Here is a 25106-nt window from a genome sequence, read left to right as displayed (position 1 = left end):
CTGCCACGCGGTAGGTCAGCGCAGCTCGGCGAAGAAGGTGCGGATGTCGGCGACGTGCGCGGCGGGTTCTTCCATCGCGACGAAGTGGTTGCCCGGATTCCCCGACGGCCAGTGGGTGATCTTGTTGCCGCGGTCGGCGAGTTTGCGCATCAGTGGTGAGCCGCCGCCGTAGACGCCGGTCGGCACCAGGTTCTGGTCGGTCGGCCAGCCGAAACCGCCGCCGGCGCGCAGTCCGTCGTACATCGGCCAGGACGAGGTGCCGGTGGTCTGGGTGAACCAGTAGAGCGAGATATTGGTGAGCAGGTGGTCGCGGTCGATCACGTCCTCGGCGAGGTCGGCCATGAACGCGAACTCCTGGAACTTCTGCATCATCCAGGACAGCAGCGCCACCGGCGAATCGTTCCAGCCGAGCGCGAAGGTCTGCGGGGCGGCTCTCAGGATGTCGTGATGGTTGACGCCGCCGGTCATCCACTGCTGCATCTCCGCCCACTGCGCGAGGTCCTCGGCCGTCATCGTGGGCACATCCGCCTCGGTCGGCATCCCGATCCCGCCGTCGAGGTGCACGCCGATCACGTGCTCGGGCGCGGCCAGTGCCATTTCCGGCGCGACATAGGCGCCGAGGTCGCCGCCCTGGGTGCCGTAGCGGTCGTAGCCGAGGCGGTCCATGAGGGTTGCCCACATCGCGGCGACGCGGGCCGTGGTCATTCCGGGTTCGCGCGGTGCCGCCGAGAAGGCGAAGCCGGGAACGGACGGGATCACCACGTCGAAGGCCAGTGCCGGGTCGAGACCGTGCGCGCGCGGGTCGGTGAGCGGGCCGATGGTGCGGGTGAATTCGACGAACGAGTTGGGCCAGCCGTGGGTCAGCAGCAGCGGCACCGCGTCGGGTTCGGGGGAGCGGACGTGCACGAAGTGGACGTCGAGACCGTCGATCTCGGTGACGAACTGCGGGAACGCGTTCAGTGCGGCTTCCCGTGCGCGCCAATCGAATTCGTTCACCCAGTAGTGGGCGAGCTCGCGCAGGTACTCGGTGGGGACGCCGCGCTCCCAGCCCTCGCCCGGCAGCTGCGCCGCCCAGCGCGCCCTGCTCAGTCGCTCGTGCAGATCGTCGATATCGGCCTGCGGGATGTCGATGCGGAACGGGCGGATGGTGCTCATCGGAACTCCTCGTTGTCGGTGTGATCACGACGCTATCGATCATCTAGGACAGTTCTGGTCCTAGATGTGCGGGAGAATCGAATTCATGACCGACACCGCCGCCCGCCTGCTCCGATTGCTCTCCCTGCTGCAGATGCCACGGGAGTGGCCGGGCAGCGAACTGGCCGACCGCCTCGGCGTCACCGACCGAACCGTGCGACGCGACATCGACCGGCTGCGGGACCTGGGCTATCCGGTGGTCGCCGCGATGGGCGCGACAGGCGGATACCGGCTCACCGCAGGTTCGGCGCTACCGCCGCTGATCCTCGACGCGGACGAGGCAGTAGCCGTGGCGGTCGGGCTGAGAGTCGCTGCGGGACAAGCGGTTACGGGCATCGAAGACGCCTCGGTCCGGGCCCTGACCAAACTCGAACAGGTCCTGCCAGCGAAACTCCGCCGCCGCGTACAGGTGGTCGGTTCGGCGGTCGCGGTCCGAGCGGGCGAGGGCCCCACCGTCGACCCGGAAGTCCTCACCACCCTCGCCGCCGCCGTCACCAACCGAGAACGCCTCCGCTTCACCTACCGCGACGCCACCGGCGCCGAATCCCGCCGCCACACCGAACCCGCGGGCGTCGCCGCCGCGGGCCGCCGCTGGTACCTCGTCGCCTACGACCTCGACCGCGACGCCTGGCGCAGCTTCCGCGCCGACCGCATCGAATCCCCCCACCCCACCGGCGCCCGCACCACCGCCCGTGACCTACCCGCCACCGACGCGGCCGCCTACGTCGCCGGCAGCCGAACCGATTGGGCCACACCGCAATACCGCGTCGACGTCACCATCGAGGCGCCACACGGCCGAATCGCGGGCCGCCTCGGTGAGCAACCGAAAACCCTACGCGCGGACGGCAACACCACCTGCCGCCTCACCGCCACCCGAGACGACGACCCCACCTGGCTCGCCGTCCAGCTGATCTCCCTGGGCGTCCCGTTCCGCGTATCCGATTCGCCAGAACTGATCTCGGCATTGCAAGTCCTGAACGGTCGCCTCGCTGCCGCGGTGGCGCAATGACGGGTGATCGCAGTACTAGTCTGGGATGGTGCCTCGTTCGCAATCGACCTACGTCGGGGTGGACCGGGCGCTTGCGGCAGCGTTGATCGCGCTCGATGACGCGTTCGCGGCGGTGGGTCCGCCGGTGGCCGTCGAGGCCCGCCCCTGCTGTCGGAACCCGGCGGACTACGCGGTGCTGTTGAGCAAGCCTCGTCACCAACTCACCGGAATCGAACTGGGCAGCTACGCCTTTCGAGTGCTCAACACTGTCGGATCGGCGGAGGATCGGGTGGCTCAATGACGGAGCTGTCATGGATGCGGTGACCGCGGCGTTCGATCGGACCGAGGATGTCGAGCAGTTCGAGCTGCTCGCGGAAACGTACGGGGTACTCGAGTGGGTTCGCCCCGCCTCGTAGGCAGACTGTGCCTACGAGGCGGGTCGGGGTCAGGGGCGGGCGGCGATGGCTTCGACTTCGAAGAGGACGTCGGGGGTGGCCAGGCTCGCTACGCCGATGAGGGTTTGGGTGGGTGGGGTTGTGCCCCAGTGCTCTTGGACCGCACCGGCGATCGGGCCGAGTTTGGTGACGTCGTGGTTGACCACGTAGGTCCTGAGCTGGACGACGTCGGCGAGGGTGAGGTTGTGGGCGGCCAGTGCGGTGGCGATGTTGCGGAAGGTTTGGTTCACCTGGTCGGTGAAGTCGGGGGAGATGACCTCACCTGTCGGAAGGGAGCCGTATTGTCCTGAGACGAGCACCAGACCCGTGCCCGCGGGGATGACGGCGGTGTGGCTGTAGCCGTAGGGGACCGGGTCGTGCAGGCCTTCGGGGTTGACGAGGGTGTGGGACGCGTGCTCGGTGTTGGTCATATCGACGAATCTGCCAGGGATACACGACATCCTGTGTCATGTATTGCTGGCATAGTTTTTCTTATGCGAGCTGACAGGTTGGTCTCCCTGGTGTTGCTGCTGCGCCGACACGGTCGGTTGTCGGCGGACACCCTGGCCCGCGAGTTGGAAGTGTCCACCCGCACGGTGTTGCGCGATATCGAGGCGCTGTCCACGGCCGGCGTTCCTGTCTACGCCGAACGCGGCAGGCACGGGGGCTTTTCGTTGTTGCCCGGATTCAGAACGGAGCTCACCGGCCTGAATCACGACGAGGCGTTGGCGTTGTTGATCGCCGGATCACGGCGTGGCGCACAGGCATTCGGCCTCGGGTCCGCGCTCGCGTCCGCCATGCTCAAGGTGGTCGACGCGCTGCCGGAGAGCTACCGGGACACCGCCACCGCTGCGGCCCAGCGACTGCTCGTGGACCCCGAGACCGATCTTCTGGCTCGTCGGATGGTCGACGAGGAACTGTCCGACACTGTCATGACCGAAGTTCGGCGCGCGGTATTGGCCGGACACAAGCTGCGAATCCACTACACCGCCGTGGACGGGAAACCACAGTGGCGCACCGTGGACCCGATCGGGTTGGTCACTGTTCGATGTCACGGCTATCTGCTCGCCACTAGATCCGGCGAGGATCGCACCTACCGGCTGTCGCGGGTACTGGCCGCTGAGGAGCTCGACGAGCCCGCGCAGCGACCGGATCGGGTCGATCTGAACGAAGCCTGGCAAGAGCGCAGCACCCGGTTTCGAGCCGGCGCCGACCAAGTCGTGGTGCTGACCCGTGTGGACCCGGCGCGGCGAGAGGATCTGGTCGGCACCGCGCTGGCAGTGCGTGGCGAGGAAGTTGGGGCCGACGGCTGGGTGCGGCTGGAAGCGACCTTCCAAGATCGCAGGCACGCCGAATGGGCGCTGTGGCAGCTGGCGGCCAACGCGGAAGTGCTCGACCCGCAATGGTTGCGGGCACGTCTGCACGAGCGCGCCGCCGCGATCACGGCCCGCTACGTGGCGTTACCTGAGCGGTGAGCTCACGCCAGCGCCCGAGGTAGCAGTTCCGCACCGAACACATACTGGGTCGCCGCCAGTTGCGGTGGTGTCCGTAGGCGGTGGTGCGGGCCGGACCAGCTGCTCAGCCCACTGACGCAGGTTCGCCCGGCATCCCTTCCAGCGTCAATCCACCTTCGATGGTGTTCGGCACGCGTCTGCGGTTGGGTGAGCCCAGGGCGGCGGTGAGGTCGCCGCCGTCGTGTTCGGCGAGCAGTTCACCACTGTCCCAGACGAGAAGCGTTGCGCTGACGGTGTTTTCGGCAGTGGAGTGGGCCAGGTCGTAGTGGGCGCAGCCCGGGACGTGGGGGTAGGTGATCCACAGGTCGTAGCCGGTCATGAACAGGTCCAGGTCGAATTGCACGCTGAGGCTGAGCAATTCGCTGCGGCCGTTGTCGTCTACGCCGGCGAAGGCTTCGTCCAGGGCCAGCAGGCGGGGGGCCTGCGGGTCGGCGGAGTCCAGCATGACGTGGGCCGCGGCGAACAGGGGCAGGTGCAGGGAGACCGATTGTTCGCCGCCGGACAGGGCGCTGTGGCGGGCGACGGTGAGTTTGTCCTCGGTGCCGTCGCCGGAGATCAGCGTGAAGGAGAACACTCGCCAGGTGCGGTAATCCAGTGTCGCGGCGAGGATTTCGGGGTAGGAACGTTCGGGGTGGGCGGTGCGGGCGGCGCGGATCTCGGCGGCGAAATGGGCGCGGACCGAGCCGAGGTCTTCGGGACTCAACGCGGTGGTGTCGCGGTCCAGGAGTTTGCACACCGACCGCGCCGACTCGGACAGGCCGTCGGCCAGGATCCAGTGCACACCGATCGTGTTGCCCGAGGACATGCGGCGCTGCTTCATTTCCGCGCCCATGCGGGAGATGAGTTCGCGCGCGTCGGTGGTGCGTTCGTGGATCTGCTGGGCCAGACCGGTGAGCAAGGCGTCTTCGAGAATGCGGCGTTCGGCGTCGGTGAGCAGCAGCTCCTGGTCGCGGCGGGCGGCGTCGATGCGGGCGGCGAAATCGGCCAGGGCGGTTTGGCCGTTCTCGTCGTGGACGGCGACCACGGTCAAACCGTCGGCGGCGTCCCAGTGCAGGCGGTAGTCGCGGCCGGATGCGGTGAGAGCGGCGTCGAATTCCTGCAGCGCGCTGGTGACCGCGGAGCGGGTGGATTTGCGGCTGGCCTCGGTGGGGCGGACCTGGGTGGTGGCGGTATCGAGGTCGGCGAACAGGGCGGCGACCTCGGCGGGCAGCACCTCGGGGTCGGTTTCCGGGCCCGCCGCGACGATGCGGTACTGCAGTTGCTCCGGGGTCGACCACGCGGCATCACTACTGGGCCAACGGTGTTCGGTCGAAGCACCGAGCAGGCTCAGCAGGTCAGGTCGCGCGTAGGGGGCCAAGGAACGCACCTCGGCGAGTACCTCGGTGAGCGCGGTGGCCAGCGCTTCGTTGGCGGTGCGATAGGCGGCCTCGGCATCACCGACCGCTTCGATCGCGGCATTGGCGGCCTTGCGCGCGGCCCGCTGCTCGGCCTTGGCTGCCTCGATGGCGCCGCGAGCGAGGTCCAGGTCGCGGTCGATGTCGGCGGCACTGGCGCCCAACGCTTCTCGCAGAGTTTCGAGTTTGCGCTGCTGCTCGGTGTATCCGAGCCGAGCGGCCTCCGCCTCTTCCGCGAAGGCCTCGGCCAGTGCTCGCGCTTCGTCGTGCCGGTCGGCGCCCTCGCGTTCACGTTCGCGCTCGCGCTCGTGTTCGGCGCGCAGGCGAAGCAGGCCGGTGCCGGTGTTCTCGAAATGGCGGATCGCGGCGGTGAGCGCGTCGAGTTCGCGTGCCTCACGCGGGGTTCGGTGGGCTGCGGCGGCGGCCCGAACCTTCTTGTCCAGGGCCGCGACCTCGGCGACTGCCTGATCGAGTTCGCGTTCAGCCTGGGTCGCGGCCTCGACGCGCGAGCGCATCAGACCCGCTGTCTCGGCGACCGCGCGCAACGCCGAGGTCACCGCTGACGGTCGCGGCAGCGCCTTGGCCGCAGCCGACAGTGCGGCCAATTCGGCAGTGGCCGACGCATCTTCGGCCTGCGCGGCCTCGTATTCGGCCGCAGCGGCCTCGATCGCCGCCTCGATCTCGGCGAGCCGGGACTCCCGCCTGCGAGCTCGTGCCGTCGTCCCGATGAACTCGGCTTCGGGCTTGTGGTGGTGGCCGAGGAAGACGCCCTGACGGAAGCCGCCGGTCGCGTCGACGACGGTGTGGGGTACGTCGGCGCCGGTCAGTGCGGCGAGAGTGGTGGTGGCCGATGTCGGTGCCGTCGCGGGGGCGGACTGCGCTGGTCGTTCACTACTGTTCGCGGCGCCACCAGCGGAGTAGTTCTCGTGGTGCGTGGCGTCGCGCAAAGCGATCGACGCGAGCACGGCGGCGACGGTATCCGTAGGGACGGTCAGTTCGGCCGAATCCTCTTCGACGACAAGGACATCGGCGAGGGTTCGCCCCTCCGGGCGCTGGTCGAGCGGCAAGGGGAGCAGGAAGTGCTCGGAGGAGATGTCGGCGGGCAGCGTCGGACCGCAGATCCAGCTGTCGAGCAGACCGCTGGACTGCAGTGCGGCTTCGATACCGGCCGCGTCCTGTGCGGACACCGAATCGGCGAACCGCACCAACTGCCACAGCGGTGCGCCTGGAAGTCCGCCGCGGGCGCCGGTTCTGGCGGGGTGCGGTGGGGGAGCGTCGTCGCGCTGGGCGGCGATCTGGTTGCGTTCGGCGGCCAGGGCGTCGCGACGGGCCGCGGCGGCGACGGCGCGTGAGCGGGCTTCCTGGCGGCGAGTGCGGATCTGCTCCCGCAGCGGTTCACACCGTTCGGCCAGAACCTCGGACGCGGAGGGGATGTCCTCGACTCCCGCACCGGCCAAGGCGGCGTCGAGCGCCTGGAACAAGCCGAGGGCAGCGCTGGTCCGAACCGCGCCGGACCGGCCATCCGTCACCGGGCGCCCGTCTCCCGGGCGATCGCGGGTGTCGGTACCGTCCCCGATTGTGGCGGTGTTCGTTGCCGGGGCATCGGTGCTGGACGGCGTGATATTCGAAGGTGCGGCACCGGCCTGCGTCGCAGGGGCGGCCGTGTCGAAGCCGTCTGCCGGGCCGCTCTCGGGCGATGCGACGGCGGCGAAAACCTCGGTGTTGGTGTTCCACCAGGTGCGCAGGGCGGCTGCGGATTCGTTGCGGGCCAAGGCAACTGCGGCTTCGGCGTGGGCTACCTCGGCTGCGGCGGAGTCGCGGAGTTCGATCGCGCGCTCTGCCAAGCGTTCGGATCGGGTGCGGTCTGCGGCAGCGGTTTCCCACTTACCCAAGGCTTTTCGGACCGCGCGGACGTCGGCATCGCGTTCTTCGGCGTGCCCGCGGACTGCCGCGGTGAACTGGTCGACGCGCCCGTCGGCGCTGGGCGCGGTCCATTCGATGCCCGCTTCTTCGGCGGCGGCGCGGACGGCCTCTTCGCCGCGAACGAGCGCCGCGGCGGCGACGCGGACCGCTTCGGTGGCGCGGGAGGCTTCCTCGGCGCGGCGTTGCAGGGTGTGGGAAGCCTCGGCGGCCTTGTCGCGGTGGGCGGCGGCGGAGGTTTCGAGGCGGCGCACGGCGTCGGCGAGGTCGTCGAGCTGCTGTTTGCCTTCGTAGGCGCTCGAGCGTTGCAGGTTCTCGCGGTCGGCGATGGCTTGTTCGTAGGCGTGGTCGGCGTTCTCGGCCCGGGTTTCGGCTTCGGCGCGGTCGGTTTCGCGGCGGGTGCGCAGGGCGGTCGCGGCGAACAGGGCCGTGGCGGCGTTGGTGACGGCATCGAGGCGCGTGCGCAGTTGGTCGACGTCGGTTTTCGCTTGTACCGCAAGGTATTTGCGGTAGACGTCGACGAAGCGGCGGGTGGCGGTGTCGGCCTGGACGAGACCGTCGAGGGTGCGGCCGACCTCTTCCATGTCGCTGAACGAGCGGGCCGCGTCCAGGATCAGCTGTTCGTCCAGCGGGCGCAGACCATCGGTGAGGGCTTGCGAAAGACCGCGCGGGTCAAGGTTTTTGGCCAGCTGCGGGCGGCGCAGGGTGAGGATGAGGTTGATCAGCTGGTCGTAGCGCTGCGCGCCGAGGCCGAACATGCGCGCGTCGATCGCGGCGCGGTACTCCACGGGGCGGTCGACGATGGCGTCGCTGCCGATCTGCTCGGCCAACTGTTTGCGGGTGAGCGGGCGGTCGTCGGGGCCGATCAGGGAGAAGTCGACACCGGCGCGGCCGTCGGCCACGAAGTACCAGCGGGTCACCTTGTCCGCGGAACGGGTGGCCCGCATACCGATGCCCACGGTCACGGTCTCGGGATCGTCCCAGCTGCCGCGCGCGAACTCCATCCACACATACGAGTAGGCCGATTCCTGCTTGCGGTACAGCAGATTCGACTTCATGGTGCGTTCTTCACCGGCGAACGGGTTCAGCCTGCGCGGCTCGATCCGCCCGTCCAACACGAACGGGAACAGCACTTCCAGGGCCTTGGTCTTGCCGGAACCGTTGGGTCCGCGCAGGACAAGGCGACCGTCGGCGAAGCTGAACTCCTGGTCGCGGTAGTCCCACAGGTTGACGATGCCCGCGCGGGTCGGGATGAAACGCACTCCGTCGTGAATGAGTGACATGGGTCAGTTCCCTCCCTCTCCGGTGCCGGTCTCCGCGGCGGTGACGAACAATTCCTCGGACTTGCGAACCCGCACGGTGACCACCGCGCCCCGATACCTGGCCAAGGCCGGCAGGACCAGGATTCCGTCGGGAACCGGCTGGACCAGGCGCAGTTTGGACAGCAGTGCCAGGACCTCGGTGGTGAGGCCGCCGACATCGGCTTGCCATTGCGCGGCGAAGGTCGCGCCGTAACGGTCGGTGAGCGCGGTGACGGTCGCGCGCAGCCAGGTGTGGTCGAGGAACGGGTAAGTGGGTTCGTCCTCGACGGAATCTGTTGTGGCAGCGAAGGGTTCGATGTCGTCGGCGAGCGGCGCGAAGACGCCTGCGGTGGGGATGGACGCATCGAGTTGGTCGAGCAGGACGTCGTCAGGGCTGCCACCGCTGCGACGGGGGACCGGGTTGTCGATATCGAGAACCGCGTCGGCGATCTCACCGATCAACAACAACCCCACCTGCGCCAGGGTTCCGGTGCCGGGGAAACGGGTGTCCGACAGTCGGCCCGAGGTGTCGATCAGCGCTACCCCTTCGGCGCGACGTTCGGCGCGCAAGCCGGTGCAGTATTCGACCTCGCTGATCACTCTGTCCTGGGCCAACACCGCACGCTCGGCAGCGGAAAGGTCGTCGAGGTAAACGACCGGACGCTCGACCAGAGCCCGGCGAACGCGACGGGCATGATCCGCGGTGTCCTCGGCCAACAGTCCGCGCACACTGTGCAGGTGCTGCAGGGCACGCGGCGGCCGGAACAGCGCGAACACCACCGGGCGGTCGATGTCGTACAGCGCCTCGCCCGCCTCCGGGTCGCTGGCCCAGCCGCCGGCGTCACCATCGGCCAGCGTCAACGCCCCACGCGCACCCAGCCAGCCGACGGCATCCACGAAGGCGTCACGATCGGCGGCCCGCTCGGTCGACAGGTCCAGGCCCTCGATCCGGCTCGCGTAATCGGCGACGTGTTCGGCCAACTCCGACAGGGTGATCTGGTCGCCCGCCCGGCCCAGCGCGGCCAACGCCAATGACAGGTACGCGTACCGGCGGCGGTCGAAGACACGGTCGTTGACGCTGCGGGCAGGCCGGGCGTCGTCGAGTCGGTCGTGCACCGGGTACAGCCGGGCCGTGGTCTCGGTGACTTCCAGGCGGTACCCGAACAGTTCGGCCAGGTCCTCACGCAATTCCGTGGCCCACCGCCGGATCAGCGGCAACGCGATCCGGTCGGGATACACCCGCGTGACCAGGTGGTTGGCCAACATCACCCGCGCCGCACGCTGATAGCTGTCCAGGGCAAGCGCGTCGATCCGTTGCCGCTTCACAGGCTCGCCCCTCGCGTACGGCGGCGGTCGCCGACGTCGATGGGCGGGGAAGCCCGGCGTAATCGCCCAATTCGGCTCGTTTCAGTCAAAATTTTGACTCTGATCCCACGAAGTGGGCGATTACGCCGGGTCGGCGGCCCCAGTCTCATCGCCCGACTCCCCGTCGCGCCGATTCGCGCACTTCGAGGCGGCGGTTGTTCAGGTGGAGCACGCCCGCGGCGGTGTGGATCACGGTCGACCCGTCGCACGGGCGCACAGTCAAGGTGACGCCATTGTCGGAACCTGTTGTGCCGTCGACCTTTCCGGTGACCGGAACCCACGCGGTCGAGGCCGCGTCGAGCAGACGCAACAGCACCTCGGTCTCACGCTGATCCAGTACCCGCTCGTGCACATTGCCCTGCGACAGCGAGGCAGCGGCCGCGGCACGTTCGCGCTGCGCCGCCAGTTGGGCCTCGCGAAGCCGCCGCACGCCCGCGTCGTTGCGCACGATCCTGGCGGGTGCGCCCGCAGTGGGCGCGCGCCCGGTCTCGGCGAGCGTGCGGGAGATCTCCAAAGGTGGTGCGTCCCACCAGGATCGGCCCACAGGTACCAGCTCCGCGTCGGGGTGTTCCAGTGACAGGTGACGCGGCTTACCCAAGCCGAACACGGCGTCGTACAAAGCGTGCGCACTGCCCGCGGTGGGTGTGGCCACGAACCATTCGGCCAGGTGCCGCAACGCCGACTCCCGGCTCACCCCACCGCGACGGGTCTCGGTGACCCGCCGCAGCAACGACAGCACCGCCGCGATCGCGCTCATGGTCGCCTCACGCAACCGATCGGCCTCGCAGGTCTCCGAGGATTCACTACCTGCGGACACGAACCAGGTCCGCAACCCGTCCCACCGTGCACGCCAATCTGCTTCGCGCTCAACAGAACTCAGCATCACCCGTTCGTCGCACCCGGCGGCCCGCCCGATCAACACCGAGACCCCGGTTTCCTCCACCTCACCGATCGCCGCTGCCAACCGTGGCGCGAACCGTGCCAGATCCATGCTGAATTCCCGCATGTGCGACAGCAGCGCATCCTTGTGGGCGAGAAAGGATTCCGGGGTGATCTCGGTGGTGCGCACCAGGTCGCCCAGTGACAGGTAGAAGTGCGCGGCCCGTGCGGCCATGTCGGTCAGCGTCGCGTCGAGCCTGCGCAGCGTGGTGTAGACCCGTTCGGCGTCGCCGTCGCGGTTGGCCACCGCCAAGGTGCGCAGATCGGCCAGCAGTTCCGGCAGCACCAACCGCGACAGCGACGCGTCCTCCATCCGGGCCGTCAGCACCCCGGCCACCGCCCGGTACGCCTGGTACCCGGCTTGGGCGAACTGGTAGACGTAATGCCGGTTGCGGTACTCGGCCAGCGTCGCCGCCCGCGTGCCGTCGTAACTGCGTTCCAGCACACCCCAGCGATGCAACTGCTCGAGCAGCGGCCCGATCTCGACCGCGGGCAAGGGCACACCCACGGCCGCGGAGACCCGGCCGCCGGACTCGGCACGCGAAATCCACTCGGCGACGTCGTCGGCGTGCAACAACACCACGTAGGCCGCGCGAGCGCTGTCGAACGCGCGCAGCACCCGCAGGTAGTCCGCGCGCTTCTCGGCGGTGGCGAAGGAGAACAACCGCAGACGCTCGTCCCACAGGGCGGGTACGGCGCTGGGCAGGCCGTCGGCGGAGTCGGTCACCGTAGAGAGGGTAGTGGTGGCCGTGTCGTGCCCCGCCGGACCCGTCCCGATCGGCGTGCCACCGCCGGGGCAGCTCACCCGACGCTGAGCGATCGCAGCTGCTCGAGGAACGATTGGGTGCGCTGATCTCCTGGGTACCGTTCGATGATCTCCCTGGCGGCCTCGCCCGCGATCCACGCCAGCGACGGCAGCGACTTGCGACCGGGGGAGAACGCCGCGACACCTTCCTCGACCGCGCGCTCGAGGTCGCGGTCACGCACCGCCACCACGGCCAGGGTCAGTCGCGCCTCCGAGACCCGCATGGGGTTGCGCACCGAACCGTCGGGTCGGGTCGAATCGCTGATCACCTGCTGGGCGTAGCGCTCGGCCAGACGATCCTGACCCGCCACCCGGCAGCAGTCCATCGCGTAGAAGTCGAACTTGGTGGCATCCACGACGAAATGGTTGTCCAGATCGGCGGGGTGACCCATCCGCGACAGGATCGCCCTGCCCTCGTCCAATGCGGTCTGCACATTGCGACGATCACCCAGCCGTGCCCAGCCCTTCGCGCGCTGCGCCGCCAACTGCACGCCCACGCTCATCGACGTGGTGCCTGCCATGGCTTTCTCCGACACATCGATCGCGCCACGAAAGTTGCCCTGCGTCAACGCGAACCACGCCGACATCTCCGCGGCCCACCCGACGATCTCGACATTTCCGGCTTCGCGACCCAGCGAATCCGCCGCTCGCCGAGTGGCTTCCGCGGCTCCGCGCCGGCCCAGATCGTAATCGACGCAACCCACCAGCAACGCCACCCAGCCGGCCAGCACGAGGATCTCCCGATGCTGGCTCAGAGTCAGGCGGCTGTCCAGCAGCGAGGTGATCCGGCGCAGCCACGCGGTCCCCTCCGCGTGCAGCGCGTGCGGTTCGGCGTACGCGTATTCGCAGCACAGTCTTTCGGCGGTGATCCGCACCGCGTCCAGGGTCGCGCTGTTGACGTCGGACATGCGTAGTCGTCCGATGAACTCCAAAGTGTCCATACCGGTTGCCGATAACAGCTCGTCATCGCGGTTGGGACGGGACTTCGGGAAGAACGCGGCGGTGACGGTGTCGAACGCGGCCGCGATGATCGGCGCGTAGAACTCGTCAGGTCGCGATTCCCCGGATTCCCAACGGCGCCAGTTGCGCAGCAGGGTACTGTCCGTCGGCAGGTTGTGGGAGGACTTGGTGCGCATCGCGCGTACCGCGTCGGACTGCGACCACCCCCTCGCGTCACGTTCCGAGCGCATCCGAACAGCCCATACGGGTCGATCATCAGTTGCGGTCACGGCGGTAGTATTCCACCAGTTAACCTTCGGCGTCTCGGATAGGGCATGTAGATGTCATCGGATTGACATCTGCTGCCGGGGGTCACCAGTGTTCATGATGTAAGTAGTACGAAACCTCGTACGACGACAACAGATCCGACAACAGAACAGCGATCCCAATCCAACGGAGGTTCGGGTGGAAGCGTTGATCTATGGATACTTGCGGGACGATCTGGCCGATGGTCAGAGCGACCAATTGGAGGCTGCCCTACGCAGTCTCGCAGCAACCGCGGGCATGTGCTTCGCCGCGACGTTCCACGAAGAACCCGCGGGCGACGGTGCGGCTTTCGCCGAACTCACCCAGGAACTCAAGCGCGCCGACGCCCACCACGTGGTGGTGCCGTCGCTGGAACACCTTGCCGGGCAGACGATTCCGCGCGACCTGCTGATCGCGAAGCTGGCGCACGAGGCGGCCGCCCAGGTACTGACCCTGGAGCGTTAGCCATGGATGTTTGCGCCGATCCACCATCTCGGTAGTGGCCGCACCGGCGGCTGGGCAACCGATTCGAGCAATCGGGTCAGAGGCCGAAGCCGCCGGGACCGCGCCTGCGCAGGTACTTCTCGAACTCCGCGGCGATGGCATCGCCGTCGATCTTGGACATGGTCTCGTTGAGGTCGATCGCCGCGTCGCCGCGCTCCTCGAGGGTGCGCACGTACTCGCTGATCTCCTCGTCGCTCAACGTCATCTCGTTGACGGCGACTTCCCACTCCTCGGCCTGCTTGGGCAGCTCGCCCAGCGGCACCTCGATGTCGAGCACGTCCTCGACCCGGTGCAGCAGCGCGATCGTGGCCTTGGGGTTCGGCGGCTGTGACACGTAGTGCGGGACCGCGGCCCAGAACGACACCGCGGGCACTCCGGCCTTCACGCACTGGTCCTGCAGCACCCCGGTGATCCCGGTGGGACCCTCGTATCTGGTCTGTTCCAGGCTGAACCGCTCCGCGGCCTCGGGACTGTAGGCCGAACCGGTCACCGGCACGGGCCGGGTGTGCGGGGTGTCGGCCAGCAGCGCGCCGAGGATGACCACGGTCTCCACGCCCAACTGCTCGATGAACTCGAGCAGGTCGTCGCAGAAGCTGCGCCATTTCATGTTCGGTTCGATGCCACGCAACAGCACCACGTCGCGGTCGCTGCCGGGGGGCGAGCACACCGACAGCATGGTCGAGGGCCACTGGATCTCCCTGGTCACGCCGTCGACCTGACGCACCGTGGGCCGGTTCACCTGGTAGTCGTAGTAGTCCTCGGAGTCCAGCTCGGCCAGCGGCTCGGCGTCCCAGATCAGTTCCAGATGTTCGATCGCGCCACTGGCGGCGTCACCGGCGTCGTTCCAGCCCTCGAAGGCCGCAACCATGACGGGATTGCGCAACGTCGGCAGTACCGTGTCGGGGGTCTCACTGGCATCCACCCGGTCAGCCTAGTGTCTCGCGCGATTTGTTTTGCGGTGACCGGCGCTCGAGCGTGTTCGTGGCCGCGGGTGTGTCCGACGCCACTGGATTCACCCACAGTGGTCTTGTTCGTCGGAGGGGCCCTCTAGTCTTGAATCATGTCTGCGTCCTTGCCCACCGGGTTCGATACCACGCTCCTCGACACGCTCCAGCGGCGTGTTGTCATCGGCGACGGCGCGATGGGCACGATGTTGCAGGCCGCGGACCTGTCGTTGGACGACTTCCGTGGCCTCGAGGGTTGCAACGAGATCCTCAACGACACCCGGCCCGATGTGCTCGCCGACATCCACCGCGCGTACTTCGCCGCGGGCGCGGATGCGGTGGAGACCAACACTTTTGGTTGCAACCTGCCCAACCTCGCCGACTACGACATCCAGGATCGCATCCGGGATCTGTCCGAACGCGGCACCCGCATCGCCCGCGATGTGGCCGACGAGATGGGTCCTTCGGCCGACGGCACCCCGCGCTATGTGCTGGGTTCGATGGGTCCGGGGACGAAGCTGCCGACGCTGGGTCACGCGCCGTTCGTGTCGCTGCGTGACGCCTACACCGAGGCCGCACTGGGCATGCTCGACGGTGGTGCCGACGCGATCCTGATCGAGACCTGCCAGGACCTGTTGCAGGTGAAGGCCGCGATCACCGGTTCGCGCCGGGCGATGATCCAGGCCGGGCGGCGGATCCCGATCATCACGCACGTGACCGTGGAGACCACCGGCACGATGCTGGTCGGTTCCGAGATCGGCGCGGCGCTCACGGCGCTGGAACCGCTCGGTATCGACATGATCGGTTTGAACTGCGCGACCGGTCCGGCGGAGATGAGCGAGCACCTGCGGCACCTGTCGCGGCACGCGAAGATCCCGGTGTCGGTGATGCCGAACGCGGGTCTGCCGGTGTTGGGTGCCAACGGTGCCGAGTACCCACTCACGCCCGAAGAGCTCGCGGTGTCGATGAGCGGATTCGTGTCGGAGTTCGGCCTGTCGCTGGTGGGTGGTTGCTGCGGTACTACTCCTGAGCACATTCGTCAGGTCGCCGAGGCGGTGCGCGAGGTCGAGAAGACCCTGCCGCCGATCACGCAGCGTCGTGCGCCCGAGCACGAGCCGGCCGTGTCGAGCATGTACACCGCTGTCCCGTTCGAGCAGGACGCGTCGATCATGATGATCGGCGAGCGCACGAATGCCAACGGCTCCAAGGCTTTCCGTGACGCGATGCTGGCCGCGGACTGGCAGCGCTGCCTCGAGATCGCCAAGGACCAGACCCGCGACGGCGCGCACATGCTCGACCTGTGCGTCGACTACGTGGGCCGCGACGGCGCCGAGGACATGAACGAGCTGGCTTCGCGACTGGCCACGGCCTCGACGTTGCCGATCATGCTCGACTCCACCGAGGTGCCCGTGCTGCAGGCGGGTCTGCAGCATCTGGGCGGTCGGTGCGCGGTGAACTCGGTGAACTACGAGGACGGCGCGGGCCCGGATTCGCGCTTCCAGCAGATCATGCGCCTGGTGTCCGAGCACGGTGCCGCCGTGGTCGCGTTGACCATCGACGAAGAGGGTCAGGCGCGCACCGCCGATCACAAGGTCGCGATCGCGGAGCGGCTGATCGACGACATCACTGGCAACTGGGGTCTGGCCGAGTCCGACATCATCATCGACACCCTGACCTTCACCCTGGGCACCGGGCAGGAGGAGTCGCGCAAGGACGGCGAGGAGACGATCAAGGCCATCCGCGAACTCAAGCGCCGCCGCCCGAACGTGCAGACCACCCTGGGTCTGTCCAATATCTCCTTCGGTCTGAACCCGGCCGCGCGGCAGGTGCTGAACTCGGTGTTCATGCACGAATGCGTGCAAGCGGGACTGGATTCGGCGATCGTGCACGCGTCGAAGATCCTGCCGATGAGCCGGATTCCCGAGGAGCACCAGCAGGTCGCCCTCGACCTGATCTACGACCGGCGCACCGAGGACTACGACCCGCTGCAGACGTTGATGGCGCTGTTCGAAGGCGTGTCTACGGCATCGTCGAAGGCCTCGCGTGCCGAAGAGATGGCGTTGCTGCCGCTGTTCGAGCGTCTGGAACGGCGCATCGTCGACGGTGAACGCAATGGCCTGGGCGATGATCTGGACGAGGCGATGCAGACCGTGCCGCCGCTGCAGATCATCAACGAGACCCTGCTGTCGGGCATGAAGACCGTGGGTGAGCTGTTCGGGTCGGGGCAGATGCAGTTGCCGTTCGTGCTGCAGTCCGCCGAAGTGATGAAAACCGCTGTCGCGCACCTGGAACCGCACATGGAAGCCACCGACGACGCGGGCAAGGGTCGGATCGTGCTGGCCACGGTGAAGGGCGATGTGCACGACATCGGCAAGAACCTGGTCGACATCATCTTGTCCAACAACGGCTACGAGGTCGTGAACCTGGGCATCAAACAGCCCATCGCGACCATCCTCGACGCCGCGCAGGACAAGAAGGCCGACGTGATCGGCATGTCCGGGCTGCTGGTGAAGTCCACGGTGGTGATGAAGGAGAACCTGGGCGAACTCAATGCCAAGGGCGTGGCCGAGCAGTTCCCGGTGTTGCTGGGTGGTGCGGCGCTGACCCGTTCCTACGTGGAGAACGATCTGACCGCCGTCTACGACGGAGATGTGTACTACGCGCGGGACGCTTTCGAGGGTCTGCGGTTGATGGACGAGATCATGACCGTCAAGCGTGGCGGTGGGCTTGATCCCGACAGCCCGGAGGCGATCGCTGCCAAGGAGAAGGCCGCCGAGCGTAAGGCGCGGCATGATCGGTCCAAGCGGATCGCGGCCGAGCGCAAGGCTGCCGAGGCGCCGATCGTGGTGCCGGAGCGTTCCGATGTGGCCGCGGATCTGCCGGTGCCCACGCCGCCGTTCTGGGGCACTCGGGTGATCAAGGGCCTGCCGTTGGCGGAGTACTCGGGTCTCCTCGACGAGCGGGCGCTGTTCCTGGGGCAGTGGGGTTTGCGCGGGCAGCGTAAGGGTGAAGGTCCCACGTACGAGGACCTGGTGGAGACCGAGGGCCGGCCGCGGTTGCGTGCGTGGCTGGATCGCCTGGCCACCGAAGGTGTCCTGCAGCACGCGGCGCTGGTCTACGGGTACTTCCCCGCGGTATCGGAGGGTGACGAGGTCATCGTGTTGACCGAGCCCAATCCTGATGCGCCGGAACGGTATCGGTTCACCTTCCCGCGTCAGCAGCGCGACCGGTTCCTGTGTGTCGCGGACTTCATCCGTTCGCGGGAGAAGGCTCGCGAGACCGGGCAGGTCGACGTGTTGCCGTTCCAGTTGGTGACCATGGGCCAGCCGATCGCCGACTTCGCCAACGCGTTGTTCGCCGGTGACAACTACCGCGACTACCTCGAGGTGCACGGTATCGGTGTGCAGCTCACCGAGGCGCTGGCCGAGTACTGGCACCGACGCGTGCGTGAGGAACTGACCGTCGACGGCAAGTCCATCGCCGCCGACGACCCCGCCGACGTGCAGGACTACTTCAAGCTGGGCTACCGCGGTGCGCGCTACTCCTTCGGGTACGGCGCCTGCCCTGACCTGGAAGACCGCGCGAAACTGGTCGACCTGCTCGACGCTGGCCGGGTCGGCGTCACCCTGTCGGAGGAACTGCAACTGCACCCCGAACAGTCCACCGACGCGTTCGTGCTGCTGCATCCGGAAGCGAAATACTTCAACGCCTGACAGACTGACTGCAGCACGTGCGCAGATCGGATCGGTCCCACGGGCCGGTCCGATTCTCGTTGCGGCGCTTGTGAGTCTGGTCACGATGGCTGCGTGTGACCATGGGCAGGGCTGTCTCGCAACAGGATCGAAGCAGTTCAGCACGTAAGATTTTCGAAAGTTTCATCCCGCTGTGGCGCGGAGGGCGAGACGACTCAGCGGTAAGCAGGAGGGGCACCAGATATGACATCGGATCGGTTGATCGCGGGACGCTATCGACTCACCGACCCGATCGGCACGGGTGCGATGGGAGTGGTGTGGCGCGCCACCGACGTCCGGTTGCGGCGCACCGTCGCGGTGAAACAGGTCCTGCTCGCACCGGGCCTGACCGGCACCCAGGCGCTGGAAGGCAAACTGCGCGCCATGCGCGAGGGCCGGATCGCCGCGCGCCTGCACCACCCCAACGCCATCACCGTGTTCGACGTCGCCGAAGAAGACGGCCAGCCCTGGCTGGTCATGGAATACATGAACGCCCCCAGCCTCGCGGCCAAGCTCGCGGGCGGGGTGACGCTGCCACCGATAGAGGTCGCCGGGATCGGTGCCCAGGCCGCCGCGGCGCTGTCGGCCGCTCACGACGCCGGCATCATGCACCGCGACGTGAAACCGGCCAACCTCCTGGTCGGCGACGACGGCACGGTCAAGCTCACCGACTTCGGCATCTCGCACGCGACCGGCGACGTCACCGTCACCGCCACCGGATTCCTGGCTGGCACCCCCGCCTACCTGGCCCCCGAGATCGCGCGCGGCGACAACCCCAAACCCGCCGCCGACGTGTTCGCGCTCGGCTCCACCTTGTACGCCGCCTCCGAAGGCGCGCCGCCGTTCGGCGAAGGCGACAACCCCCTCGCCGTGCTGCACGCCGTGGCACGCGGTGTCGTGCCGCAACCGAAGAACGCGGGCCCGCTGGGACCGGTCCTGATGTGGCTGCTCACCGCCTCCGCCGACGACCGGCCGACCATGGCGCAGGCGCGAGTCGCGCTGGAAGATGTTGCGGCAGGACGGGTTCCGGCGCTGCCTGCCTCGGCGACGAAGATGCTGCCGATCGGCGACGCGGACACGACGTTGATCCCACGGCCAGGTGGTACGTCGAACGGGGGAGCGGCGGGTAAGTCCGGTGCGGCGGCACTGCTCGGCAGCGGATGGGCGATGGCGAAGGCTGCCCGGTCGGCGATCTCGGGAAGGTCGTCGAACGGCGAAGTCACGGGCACAGGGTCCGAGTCGGGCGCGGTCGGCCAGGCTTCCGGTGGGCGGACAGCTTCGGGCGGCGGTCAGGCCGGTTCGAGTGCGGGTCAGGCCGCTGCGGGCCGGGCCAGGCAAGTGCACTCCGACGACGTTGAACACAGGTCTTCCCACGGAGTCGGGCCGACGGGGGACCGTGCGGATTCGGGACCTGCGGCACTGAGTGTGGTCGGCGCAGCGGCCGCGGGCGATCCCGGACTCGTGCGTCCACGCGATGTCGCCTCGTCGAACTCGGCCGGCGTCGAACGCGCGGGCGTCGAGGCGGACGCGCGCGCTCGGGCCGCGGCAGGTCCGAGCTCCGGCCTTCACCCCGCGTTCGCGTCCCCGCCCTCGCGCACCGACCGGCTGAACAACAACCGGGTCATGCTGCTGCTCGCCGCCGCGGTCGCCGCTTTCACCGTCATGCTCGTGGTGCTGGTCGTCACCCGCGACCAGGGCGACCCCGATCAGCAGGCGCAGATCCCCGCCTCGCCGGTCACCGTCACCACCGTGGTCGACGGCAAGGTCAGCACCGTGGTGATCGTGCCCGACCAGGAGACCATCACCGTCTCGGCCCCGCCCGCAGCGGTGCCCAGTGGCGCCACGACCACCGGCAATGCCCCCACCAGCACCTCGGCCAAACCGACCCCGACCACCACCGCGACGAGTTCGACCATCACCACCACCCCCTTCGGCCCGCCCACCGCGGACCGGGTCAACCAGTTCATCGCCGGGTACTACGGCATGCTGCCCGGCAATATCGGTGGGGCGTGGGCGCAGCTGTCGCCCGCCTACCAGGCGCAGACCGGCGGTTTCGGCCAGTACTCGTCGTTCTGGTCGTCGGTGCGGTCGGTGACTGTCGGCTCGATCACCCCCAGCGGCCCCAACCGCGCCGTGGTGACCCTGACCTACCACCTCACCAATGGGACCGTGACCTCGGAGAATCGCTGGATTCAGGTCTCCGGCGACGCGGGCAACCTGCAGATCGCGGGCTCGGGCGTGTAAAGGGCAACCGTTACTCTGGACGGGGTCCGGCGACAGTCGGGCAGTGGCGATGTGTGACGAGAACGAGGCGAGTGAACAGGTGAGCGCGCGACCGGCCGCGGTGCTATGGGACATGGACGGCACCCTCCTGGACTCGGAGAAGCTGTGGGACATAGCAGTTCGCGAACTCGCTCGCGAACACGGCGCCGAGCTCACCGACGAGGTCCGGCACGCGCTGATCGGCGCCTCCGGGCCCAACGCGCTGCGCATGTTGTTCGAGGGCATCGCGGTGGTGCCGACGCCGCAGATGATCGTCGAAGCGGGGGAGTTCCTCGAGCGGCGGGTCACCGAGTTGATGCTGGGCCCGATCCCGTGGCGTCCCGGTGCCAAGGATGCCCTCGGCATGGTGCGTGCCGCCGGCCTGAAGTGCGCGCTGGTCACCAACACCAAGCGTTCGCTCACCGAATACGGCCTCGACACGCTGGGCCGCGACTACTTCGACACGTCGGTGTGTGGTGACGAGGTACCCCACGGCAAGCCCGATCCGGCCATCTATCGCCGCGCCGCGGAACTGCTCGGGGTCGACCCGAGTGAGTGTGTGGCGATCGAGGATTCGCCGACCGGGTCGCTGGCCGCGCAGGGTGCGGGCTGTGGGCTGATCGTGATCCCGTGCGAGATCGAGGTTCCGCAGGCACCCGGGCGGGTATTCCGGGAGTCGCTGGTCGGTTTGTCGGTGCGGGATCTGACCGCCGCACTGCACGCCCGCGTCTGAAATTCAGACCCTGCGCTCGAATCTTTCACCAGCCCAGCGTGATAGGGCGCAATAGCCTACCGTGATAAGTCCGCAACCTAGGTGGATTCCGCGAAAACTGTTGTCACACAGTTGATTTCGCACGATTGTGATCTTCCCGGGATATGCCCGATTTGTCGAAACCACCGGCGCGCGCACGGAAATTCCCGCAAACTGGGTAGATGACGGGCACGCGGGGGCTTGACGAAATCGTCGATATCGCACGGTATCCACTCACCGATCTCGGTGGTCCGGGCAGGCTTGCCGCGATCGAGGCCGCCCGCGCCGAACTGGCCGAAGACGGCTGCACGGTGCTGCGCGGGTTCATCCGGCCGCAGCTGCTGGACACCCTGCGCGCGGAGGGCGAGCGGATCGCCCCGCACGCCCACTACAAGGTCGAACGCGTCAACGCCTACAACATCGAACTCGACGCCGACCTGCCCGCCGACCACCCGGCCCGGATCGTGCTCGACCGCGGCAACGCCTTCGTGGCGCGCGACCGCATCCCCGCCGACGCGCTGATCCAGCGCCTGTACACCGACCCGGTGTTCCAGCGGTTCGTCGCGGACTGTTTCGAACTCGACGACCTGCACGAATTCGCCGACCCACTGGCCGGTTTGTGTCTGAATGTGGTCGAGCCCGGCATGTCGCACCCCTGGCATTTCGACACCAACGAGTTCACCGTCAGCATGCTCACCCGCAAGCCCGAATCGGGCGGGGTGTTCGAATACTGCCCCAATATCCGCGACCCGCACGCCGAGCACCTCGACGACGTCCGCGACGTGCTCACCGGTGACGGCACCCGGTTCGTCCGCGCGCTGGAACTGCGCCCCGGCGATCTGCAGCTGTTCAAAGGCCGCTTCTCGCTGCACCGCGTGACCGAGGTATCCGGTGCGACACAACGACATTCGGCGATTTTCGCCTACACGGACCGTCCAGGGGTGATCGGCACGGTCGAACGCACCAGACAGTTGTTCGGCCGTGTCCTGCCCGACCATGTGGCCGCCGCGGCCGACGCCGTCCGAGGTGACCGACTGCTCGACTGAGAGGAACCGCCCATGTCCGTTCCGTTGCACACCACCGGCAAAGCATCCTTCGACGACATCTACGAAAGTCCCGATCCGCGCGCCTATTTCGAGCGGATGAACGATCTGGACTACCGGATCCCGGAACTGGCAAAGCCGCACTTCGCCGAACAGCTGCGCCAACTGCGCGCGGCACGACCGGGCCGGATCCCGACCGTTCTCGACCTCGGGTGCTCCTACGGGGTGAACGCGGCACTGCTGCGCGCCGACACCACCGTGGACGAAATGGCCAGGCACTACCGCGATCACGCCGACACCGACCGGGTCGGGCTGATCGCGGCGGACCGGGAGCGGTTGCGCGGTGATCTGCTGCCCGACGTACGCTTCGTCGGGATGGACGCCGCACGCCCGGCGCTGACCTACGCCCACGCCGCCGGACTCCTGCACGACTTCGTGCACGCCGACCTCGAGGCCACCGAGCCCACCGAGGCGCAGCGCCGTGTGCTGGCATCGGCGGATCTGGTGATCTCCACCGGATGCGTCGGCTACATCACCGAGAAAACACTGTCCAGGGTCGCGCAAGCAGATCCGCGCAAGCGACCGTGGATGGCGCACTTCGTGTTGCGGATGTTCGATTTCGGTCCCATCGCCGCGGAACTGGCCGCGCTGGGCTATCGCAGCGAGCAACGTCCCGGTATGTTCCAGCAGCGGAGATTCGCCTCGGCGCAGGAACGCGAGCAGGTGCTGGATGCGTTGGCGGCCAAGGGAATCGACACCACCGATCACGAAGCCGAAGGCTGGCTGTACGCCAACCTGTACCTGTCCCGCCCGCATCCCATCGAGACCTGAGGACTTGGTTTGAACCAACCCACGTTCGCCGCCGAAGACACGCTGCCACGGGTACCGCTGCCGACACTGGACGACAGTTGCGCGCGGTTCCTGCAGTGGTGTGCACCCCTGCTCGGCGCCGAGGAATACGCCACCACCGAGGGCGCGGTAGCCGAGCTGCTGCGCCCCGGTGGGGCCGGGCGGGCGCTGCACGCGGCGCTGGCCGAATACGACGCCACCCCCGGTGTCGGCAGCTGGCTCGACGAGTTCTGGCCGTCGCGGTACCTGGGCCGTCGCGACCGGATCGCGTTGAACGCCAACTTCGTGTTCCTGTTCCGCGACGACACCCCGCTTGCCGCGTCGACGGTGGCGGGGCAGGCCGAGCGGGCCGCCGCGATCATCGAAGCGGCGGTGGACTACAAGCTGGCGCTGGACGCGGAACAGATCCCGCCGGTCACCCAGCGCGGGACGCCGCTGTCGATGTGGCAGAACAAATACCTGTTCTCCGAGACCCGCATCCCCGGGCTCATCCAGGACAGTGTGCGCAAGCCGTACAGCCCGGAATGGCCAGGACCCTCGGACGCGCGGCACATCGCGGTCTTCTACCGCGGCAACGTCTTTCGGATGGACGTCATCGGACCCGACGGTGCGCCGTACGCGTTCGACGACGTGGTCGACGGACTGCGTGCGGTGATCAAGGGCGGCACCAAGCCCGCCGCCACCGACACCTCGATCGGGCACCTGACCACCAAGGCCCGCACGGAATGGGCCCGCAGCCGCGCCGACCTGCGCACCGAACCCGCCAACGTCGAGGCGTTCGACGCGGTGGAGACGGCACTGTTCTCGGTGTGCCTCGAGGACTTCGCGCCGCGCGACGAACTGCACGCCTGCGACCAGCTGCTGCACGGTGACAGCGGCAACCGCTACTTCGACAAGTCGGTGTCGTTCATCGTGTTCGCCGACGGCCAGGCCGGCATCAACATCGAACACTGCGGGCTGGACGGCACCACCGTGCTGTCGTTCGTCGACGCGCTGCTCGAGCGATCCGTCGCCGACCACACCGCCACCAGCGGTGTGCAATCGCAGGGGCTGCCCGCGGTGGAGCCGATCGAGTTCGTACTCGACTCCGCGGCCCGCGCCGATATCGCCGCGGCGGGCGCGGACTTCGCTCGCTTCGCCGCCGACACGGCGACGTCGCTGGTGTCGTTCGAGGATTTCGGTACCGCCGAGGCCAAGAAGTTGGGCATCTCACCCGATGCCTTCGCGCAGTTGAGCTACCAGCTCGCCCACCGGCGCAGCAAGGGGCTGACCGGGGCCACCTACGAATCCATCGCCACCCGACAGTTCCGCAACGGTCGCACCGAGGCCATGCGGGTGGTCACGCCGGAGATGGTGGCGTTCGTGGACGCGATGACCGATCCCGAGGTCGACGCCGAGACGAAGCTGGCCGCCGCGCGTGCCGCCGCGTCCGCGCATGTCGCCCGCGCGAAGGAGTGCCAGGCGGGGCAGGCGCCCGAGCAGCACCTGTGGGAGCTGGAGTGGATTCAGCGTCGGCGGGGGGAACAGCTCGGTGTCGCCGAGGAGCGGATCGCGTTGTTCGACAGCCCTGGCTGGACGGTTATGCGCGACGATTACCTGTCGACCAGTTCGGCGCCGTCGAAGTACATCCGGTATTTCGGGTTCGGCTCCACGAGTCCGAAGTGCATCGGCGTCGCGTACGTGTTGCTGCCGGATCGCTGGAACATTTACCTGGCTACTCCGAAGTCGGTGTCGGATCAGATGTATGCGTTCGCGGATCACCTGCGGATCGCGGTGGCCGATCTGCGGGAGCTGCTGGGCTGAGATGGCGGCCTTGTCTGGGGTTTGAGTGGTCCCAGATGGTTGGGGGCTGTGTTTTTGGAGCGCTGGCGCGCTCGAGCGCGGCCCCTGAGGGGCCGCGAGTTAGCCACCGTTGCTAGAGGC

General features: G+C 68.0%; 17 protein-coding genes. 10 read left to right on the top strand and 7 right to left on the bottom strand.

Features of this window, described 5'->3' with window-relative positions; genetic code table 11:
* Nucleotides 1-15 precede the first annotated feature (15 nt).
* Complete coding sequence (locus tag ACFWVD_RS11750; protein ID WP_379242014.1) at nucleotides 16-1155, bottom strand: epoxide hydrolase family protein; 1140 nt, start codon at nucleotides 1153-1155, stop codon at nucleotides 16-18.
* An 85-nt stretch (nucleotides 1156-1240) separates the two neighbouring features.
* Between ACFWVD_RS11750 and ACFWVD_RS11745 the strand changes: the two genes are divergently transcribed.
* Both ACFWVD_RS11745 and ACFWVD_RS11740 read left to right on the top strand, forming a co-directional pair.
* Nucleotides 1241-2203 carry a helix-turn-helix transcriptional regulator gene (locus ACFWVD_RS11745; protein ID WP_379242013.1) on the top strand — a complete coding sequence of 321 codons (963 nt, stop codon included), beginning with the start codon at nucleotides 1241-1243 and terminating at the stop codon, nucleotides 2201-2203.
* A 28-nt stretch (nucleotides 2204-2231) separates the two neighbouring features.
* Nucleotides 2232-2483: a hypothetical protein gene (locus ACFWVD_RS11740; RefSeq protein WP_379242012.1), complete on the top strand. Its 252-nt coding sequence runs from the start codon at nucleotides 2232-2234 to the stop codon at nucleotides 2481-2483.
* Between the two features lie 144 nt (nucleotides 2484-2627).
* Here ACFWVD_RS11740 and ACFWVD_RS11735 read toward each other — a convergent pair whose 3' ends face one another.
* Entirely contained in the window at nucleotides 2628-3047 is a 420-nt protein-coding gene (locus ACFWVD_RS11735) for a RidA family protein (RefSeq protein ID WP_379242011.1), read from the bottom strand.
* A 63-nt stretch (nucleotides 3048-3110) separates the two neighbouring features.
* Between ACFWVD_RS11735 and ACFWVD_RS11730 the strand changes: the two genes are divergently transcribed.
* The gene (locus tag ACFWVD_RS11730) at nucleotides 3111-4091 is read left to right on the top strand and encodes a helix-turn-helix transcriptional regulator (protein WP_379242010.1); all 981 of its coding nucleotides are present in this window, start codon (nucleotides 3111-3113) and stop codon (nucleotides 4089-4091) included.
* Nucleotides 4092-4194: 103 nt separating this feature from the next.
* On the opposite strand, the gene ACFWVD_RS11725 is transcribed toward ACFWVD_RS11730, so the two are convergent.
* From ACFWVD_RS11725 to ACFWVD_RS11710, 4 genes are all read right to left on the bottom strand, one after another.
* Nucleotides 4195-8727 carry an SbcC/MukB-like Walker B domain-containing protein gene (locus tag ACFWVD_RS11725; RefSeq protein ID WP_379242009.1) on the bottom strand — a complete coding sequence of 1511 codons (4533 nt, stop codon included), beginning with the start codon at nucleotides 8725-8727 and terminating at the stop codon, nucleotides 4195-4197.
* A 3-nt stretch (nucleotides 8728-8730) separates the two neighbouring features.
* Entirely contained in the window at nucleotides 8731-10071 is a 1341-nt protein-coding gene (locus tag ACFWVD_RS11720; protein ID WP_379242008.1) for a DUF2398 family protein, read from the bottom strand.
* Nucleotides 10072-10216: 145 nt separating this feature from the next.
* On the bottom strand, nucleotides 10217-11719 hold the full coding sequence (locus tag ACFWVD_RS11715; RefSeq protein WP_379242460.1) for a TIGR02677 family protein: 1503 nt from the start codon (nucleotides 11717-11719) through the stop codon (nucleotides 10217-10219).
* A 131-nt stretch (nucleotides 11720-11850) separates the two neighbouring features.
* On the bottom strand, nucleotides 11851-13083 hold the full coding sequence (locus ACFWVD_RS11710) for an XRE family transcriptional regulator (RefSeq protein ID WP_379242007.1): 1233 nt from the start codon (nucleotides 13081-13083) through the stop codon (nucleotides 11851-11853).
* 175 nt (nucleotides 13084-13258) lie between these two features.
* Here ACFWVD_RS11710 and ACFWVD_RS11705 point away from each other — a divergent pair, with 175 nt between their 5' ends.
* Nucleotides 13259-13564, top strand: a complete 306-nt coding sequence (locus ACFWVD_RS11705; RefSeq protein WP_379242006.1) for a hypothetical protein — start codon at nucleotides 13259-13261, stop codon at nucleotides 13562-13564.
* Between the two features lie 76 nt (nucleotides 13565-13640).
* Here ACFWVD_RS11705 and ACFWVD_RS11700 read toward each other — a convergent pair whose 3' ends face one another.
* Nucleotides 13641-14471 carry a PAC2 family protein gene (locus ACFWVD_RS11700; RefSeq protein ID WP_379242458.1) on the bottom strand — a complete coding sequence of 277 codons (831 nt, stop codon included), beginning with the start codon at nucleotides 14469-14471 and terminating at the stop codon, nucleotides 13641-13643.
* Between the two features lie 192 nt (nucleotides 14472-14663).
* On the opposite strand from ACFWVD_RS11700, the gene metH reads away from it, so the two are divergent.
* The 6 genes from metH to ACFWVD_RS11670 all read left to right on the top strand — a co-directional run bounded on the left by metH (nucleotide 14664) and on the right by ACFWVD_RS11670 (nucleotide 24986).
* Nucleotides 14664-18260, top strand: a complete 3597-nt coding sequence (gene metH / locus ACFWVD_RS11695; protein ID WP_379242005.1) for a methionine synthase — start codon at nucleotides 14664-14666, stop codon at nucleotides 18258-18260.
* Between the two features lie 222 nt (nucleotides 18261-18482).
* On the top strand, nucleotides 18483-20522 hold the full coding sequence (locus tag ACFWVD_RS11690; RefSeq protein ID WP_379242004.1) for a serine/threonine-protein kinase: 2040 nt from the start codon (nucleotides 18483-18485) through the stop codon (nucleotides 20520-20522).
* Nucleotides 20523-20601: 79 nt separating this feature from the next.
* A complete protein-coding gene (locus ACFWVD_RS11685) occupies nucleotides 20602-21273 on the top strand; it encodes an HAD family hydrolase (protein ID WP_379242003.1) in 672 nt (223 codons plus the stop codon).
* 200 nt (nucleotides 21274-21473) lie between these two features.
* Nucleotides 21474-22337, top strand: coding sequence for an arpA protein (locus ACFWVD_RS11680; protein WP_379242002.1), 864 nt, complete (start codon nucleotides 21474-21476; stop codon nucleotides 22335-22337).
* Between the two features lie 12 nt (nucleotides 22338-22349).
* Nucleotides 22350-23165, top strand: coding sequence for a class I SAM-dependent methyltransferase (locus ACFWVD_RS11675; RefSeq protein ID WP_379242001.1), 816 nt, complete (start codon nucleotides 22350-22352; stop codon nucleotides 23163-23165).
* Between the two features lie 9 nt (nucleotides 23166-23174).
* Complete coding sequence (locus tag ACFWVD_RS11670; protein WP_379242000.1) at nucleotides 23175-24986, top strand: choline/carnitine O-acyltransferase; 1812 nt, start codon at nucleotides 23175-23177, stop codon at nucleotides 24984-24986.
* The last annotated feature ends 120 nt before the right edge of the window (nucleotides 24987-25106 follow it).

It is taken from the genome of Nocardia sp. NPDC058666, from assembly GCF_042714895.1.
Lineage (GTDB): Bacteria > Actinomycetota > Actinomycetes > Mycobacteriales > Mycobacteriaceae > Nocardia.
Note: the sequence above shows the minus strand (reverse complement) of the source record. Positions and strands in the feature narration are given on the sequence as shown.

Excerpts from the sequence above, each read along its gene's own strand:
- ACFWVD_RS11735 (WP_379242011.1), bottom strand. The coding sequence starts at position 3,047 with ATGACCAACACCGAGCACGCGTCCCACACCCTCGTCAACCCCGAAGGC.
- metH (WP_379242005.1), top strand. The coding sequence starts at position 14,664 with ATGTCTGCGTCCTTGCCCACCGGGTTCGATACCACGCTCCTCGACACG.
- ACFWVD_RS11690 (WP_379242004.1), top strand. The coding sequence starts at position 18,483 with ATGACATCGGATCGGTTGATCGCGGGACGCTATCGACTCACCGACCCG.
- ACFWVD_RS11750 (WP_379242014.1), bottom strand. The coding sequence starts at position 1,155 with ATGAGCACCATCCGCCCGTTCCGCATCGACATCCCGCAGGCCGATATC.
- ACFWVD_RS11700 (WP_379242458.1), bottom strand. The coding sequence starts at position 14,471 with ATGGTTGCGGCCTTCGAGGGCTGGAACGACGCCGGTGACGCCGCCAGT.
- ACFWVD_RS11725 (WP_379242009.1), bottom strand. The coding sequence starts at position 8,727 with ATGTCACTCATTCACGACGGAGTGCGTTTCATCCCGACCCGCGCGGGC.
- ACFWVD_RS11675 (WP_379242001.1), top strand. The coding sequence starts at position 22,350 with ATGTCCGTTCCGTTGCACACCACCGGCAAAGCATCCTTCGACGACATC.
- ACFWVD_RS11680 (WP_379242002.1), top strand. The coding sequence starts at position 21,474 with ATGACGGGCACGCGGGGGCTTGACGAAATCGTCGATATCGCACGGTAT.
- ACFWVD_RS11730 (WP_379242010.1), top strand. The coding sequence starts at position 3,111 with ATGCGAGCTGACAGGTTGGTCTCCCTGGTGTTGCTGCTGCGCCGACAC.
- ACFWVD_RS11745 (WP_379242013.1), top strand. The coding sequence starts at position 1,241 with ATGACCGACACCGCCGCCCGCCTGCTCCGATTGCTCTCCCTGCTGCAG.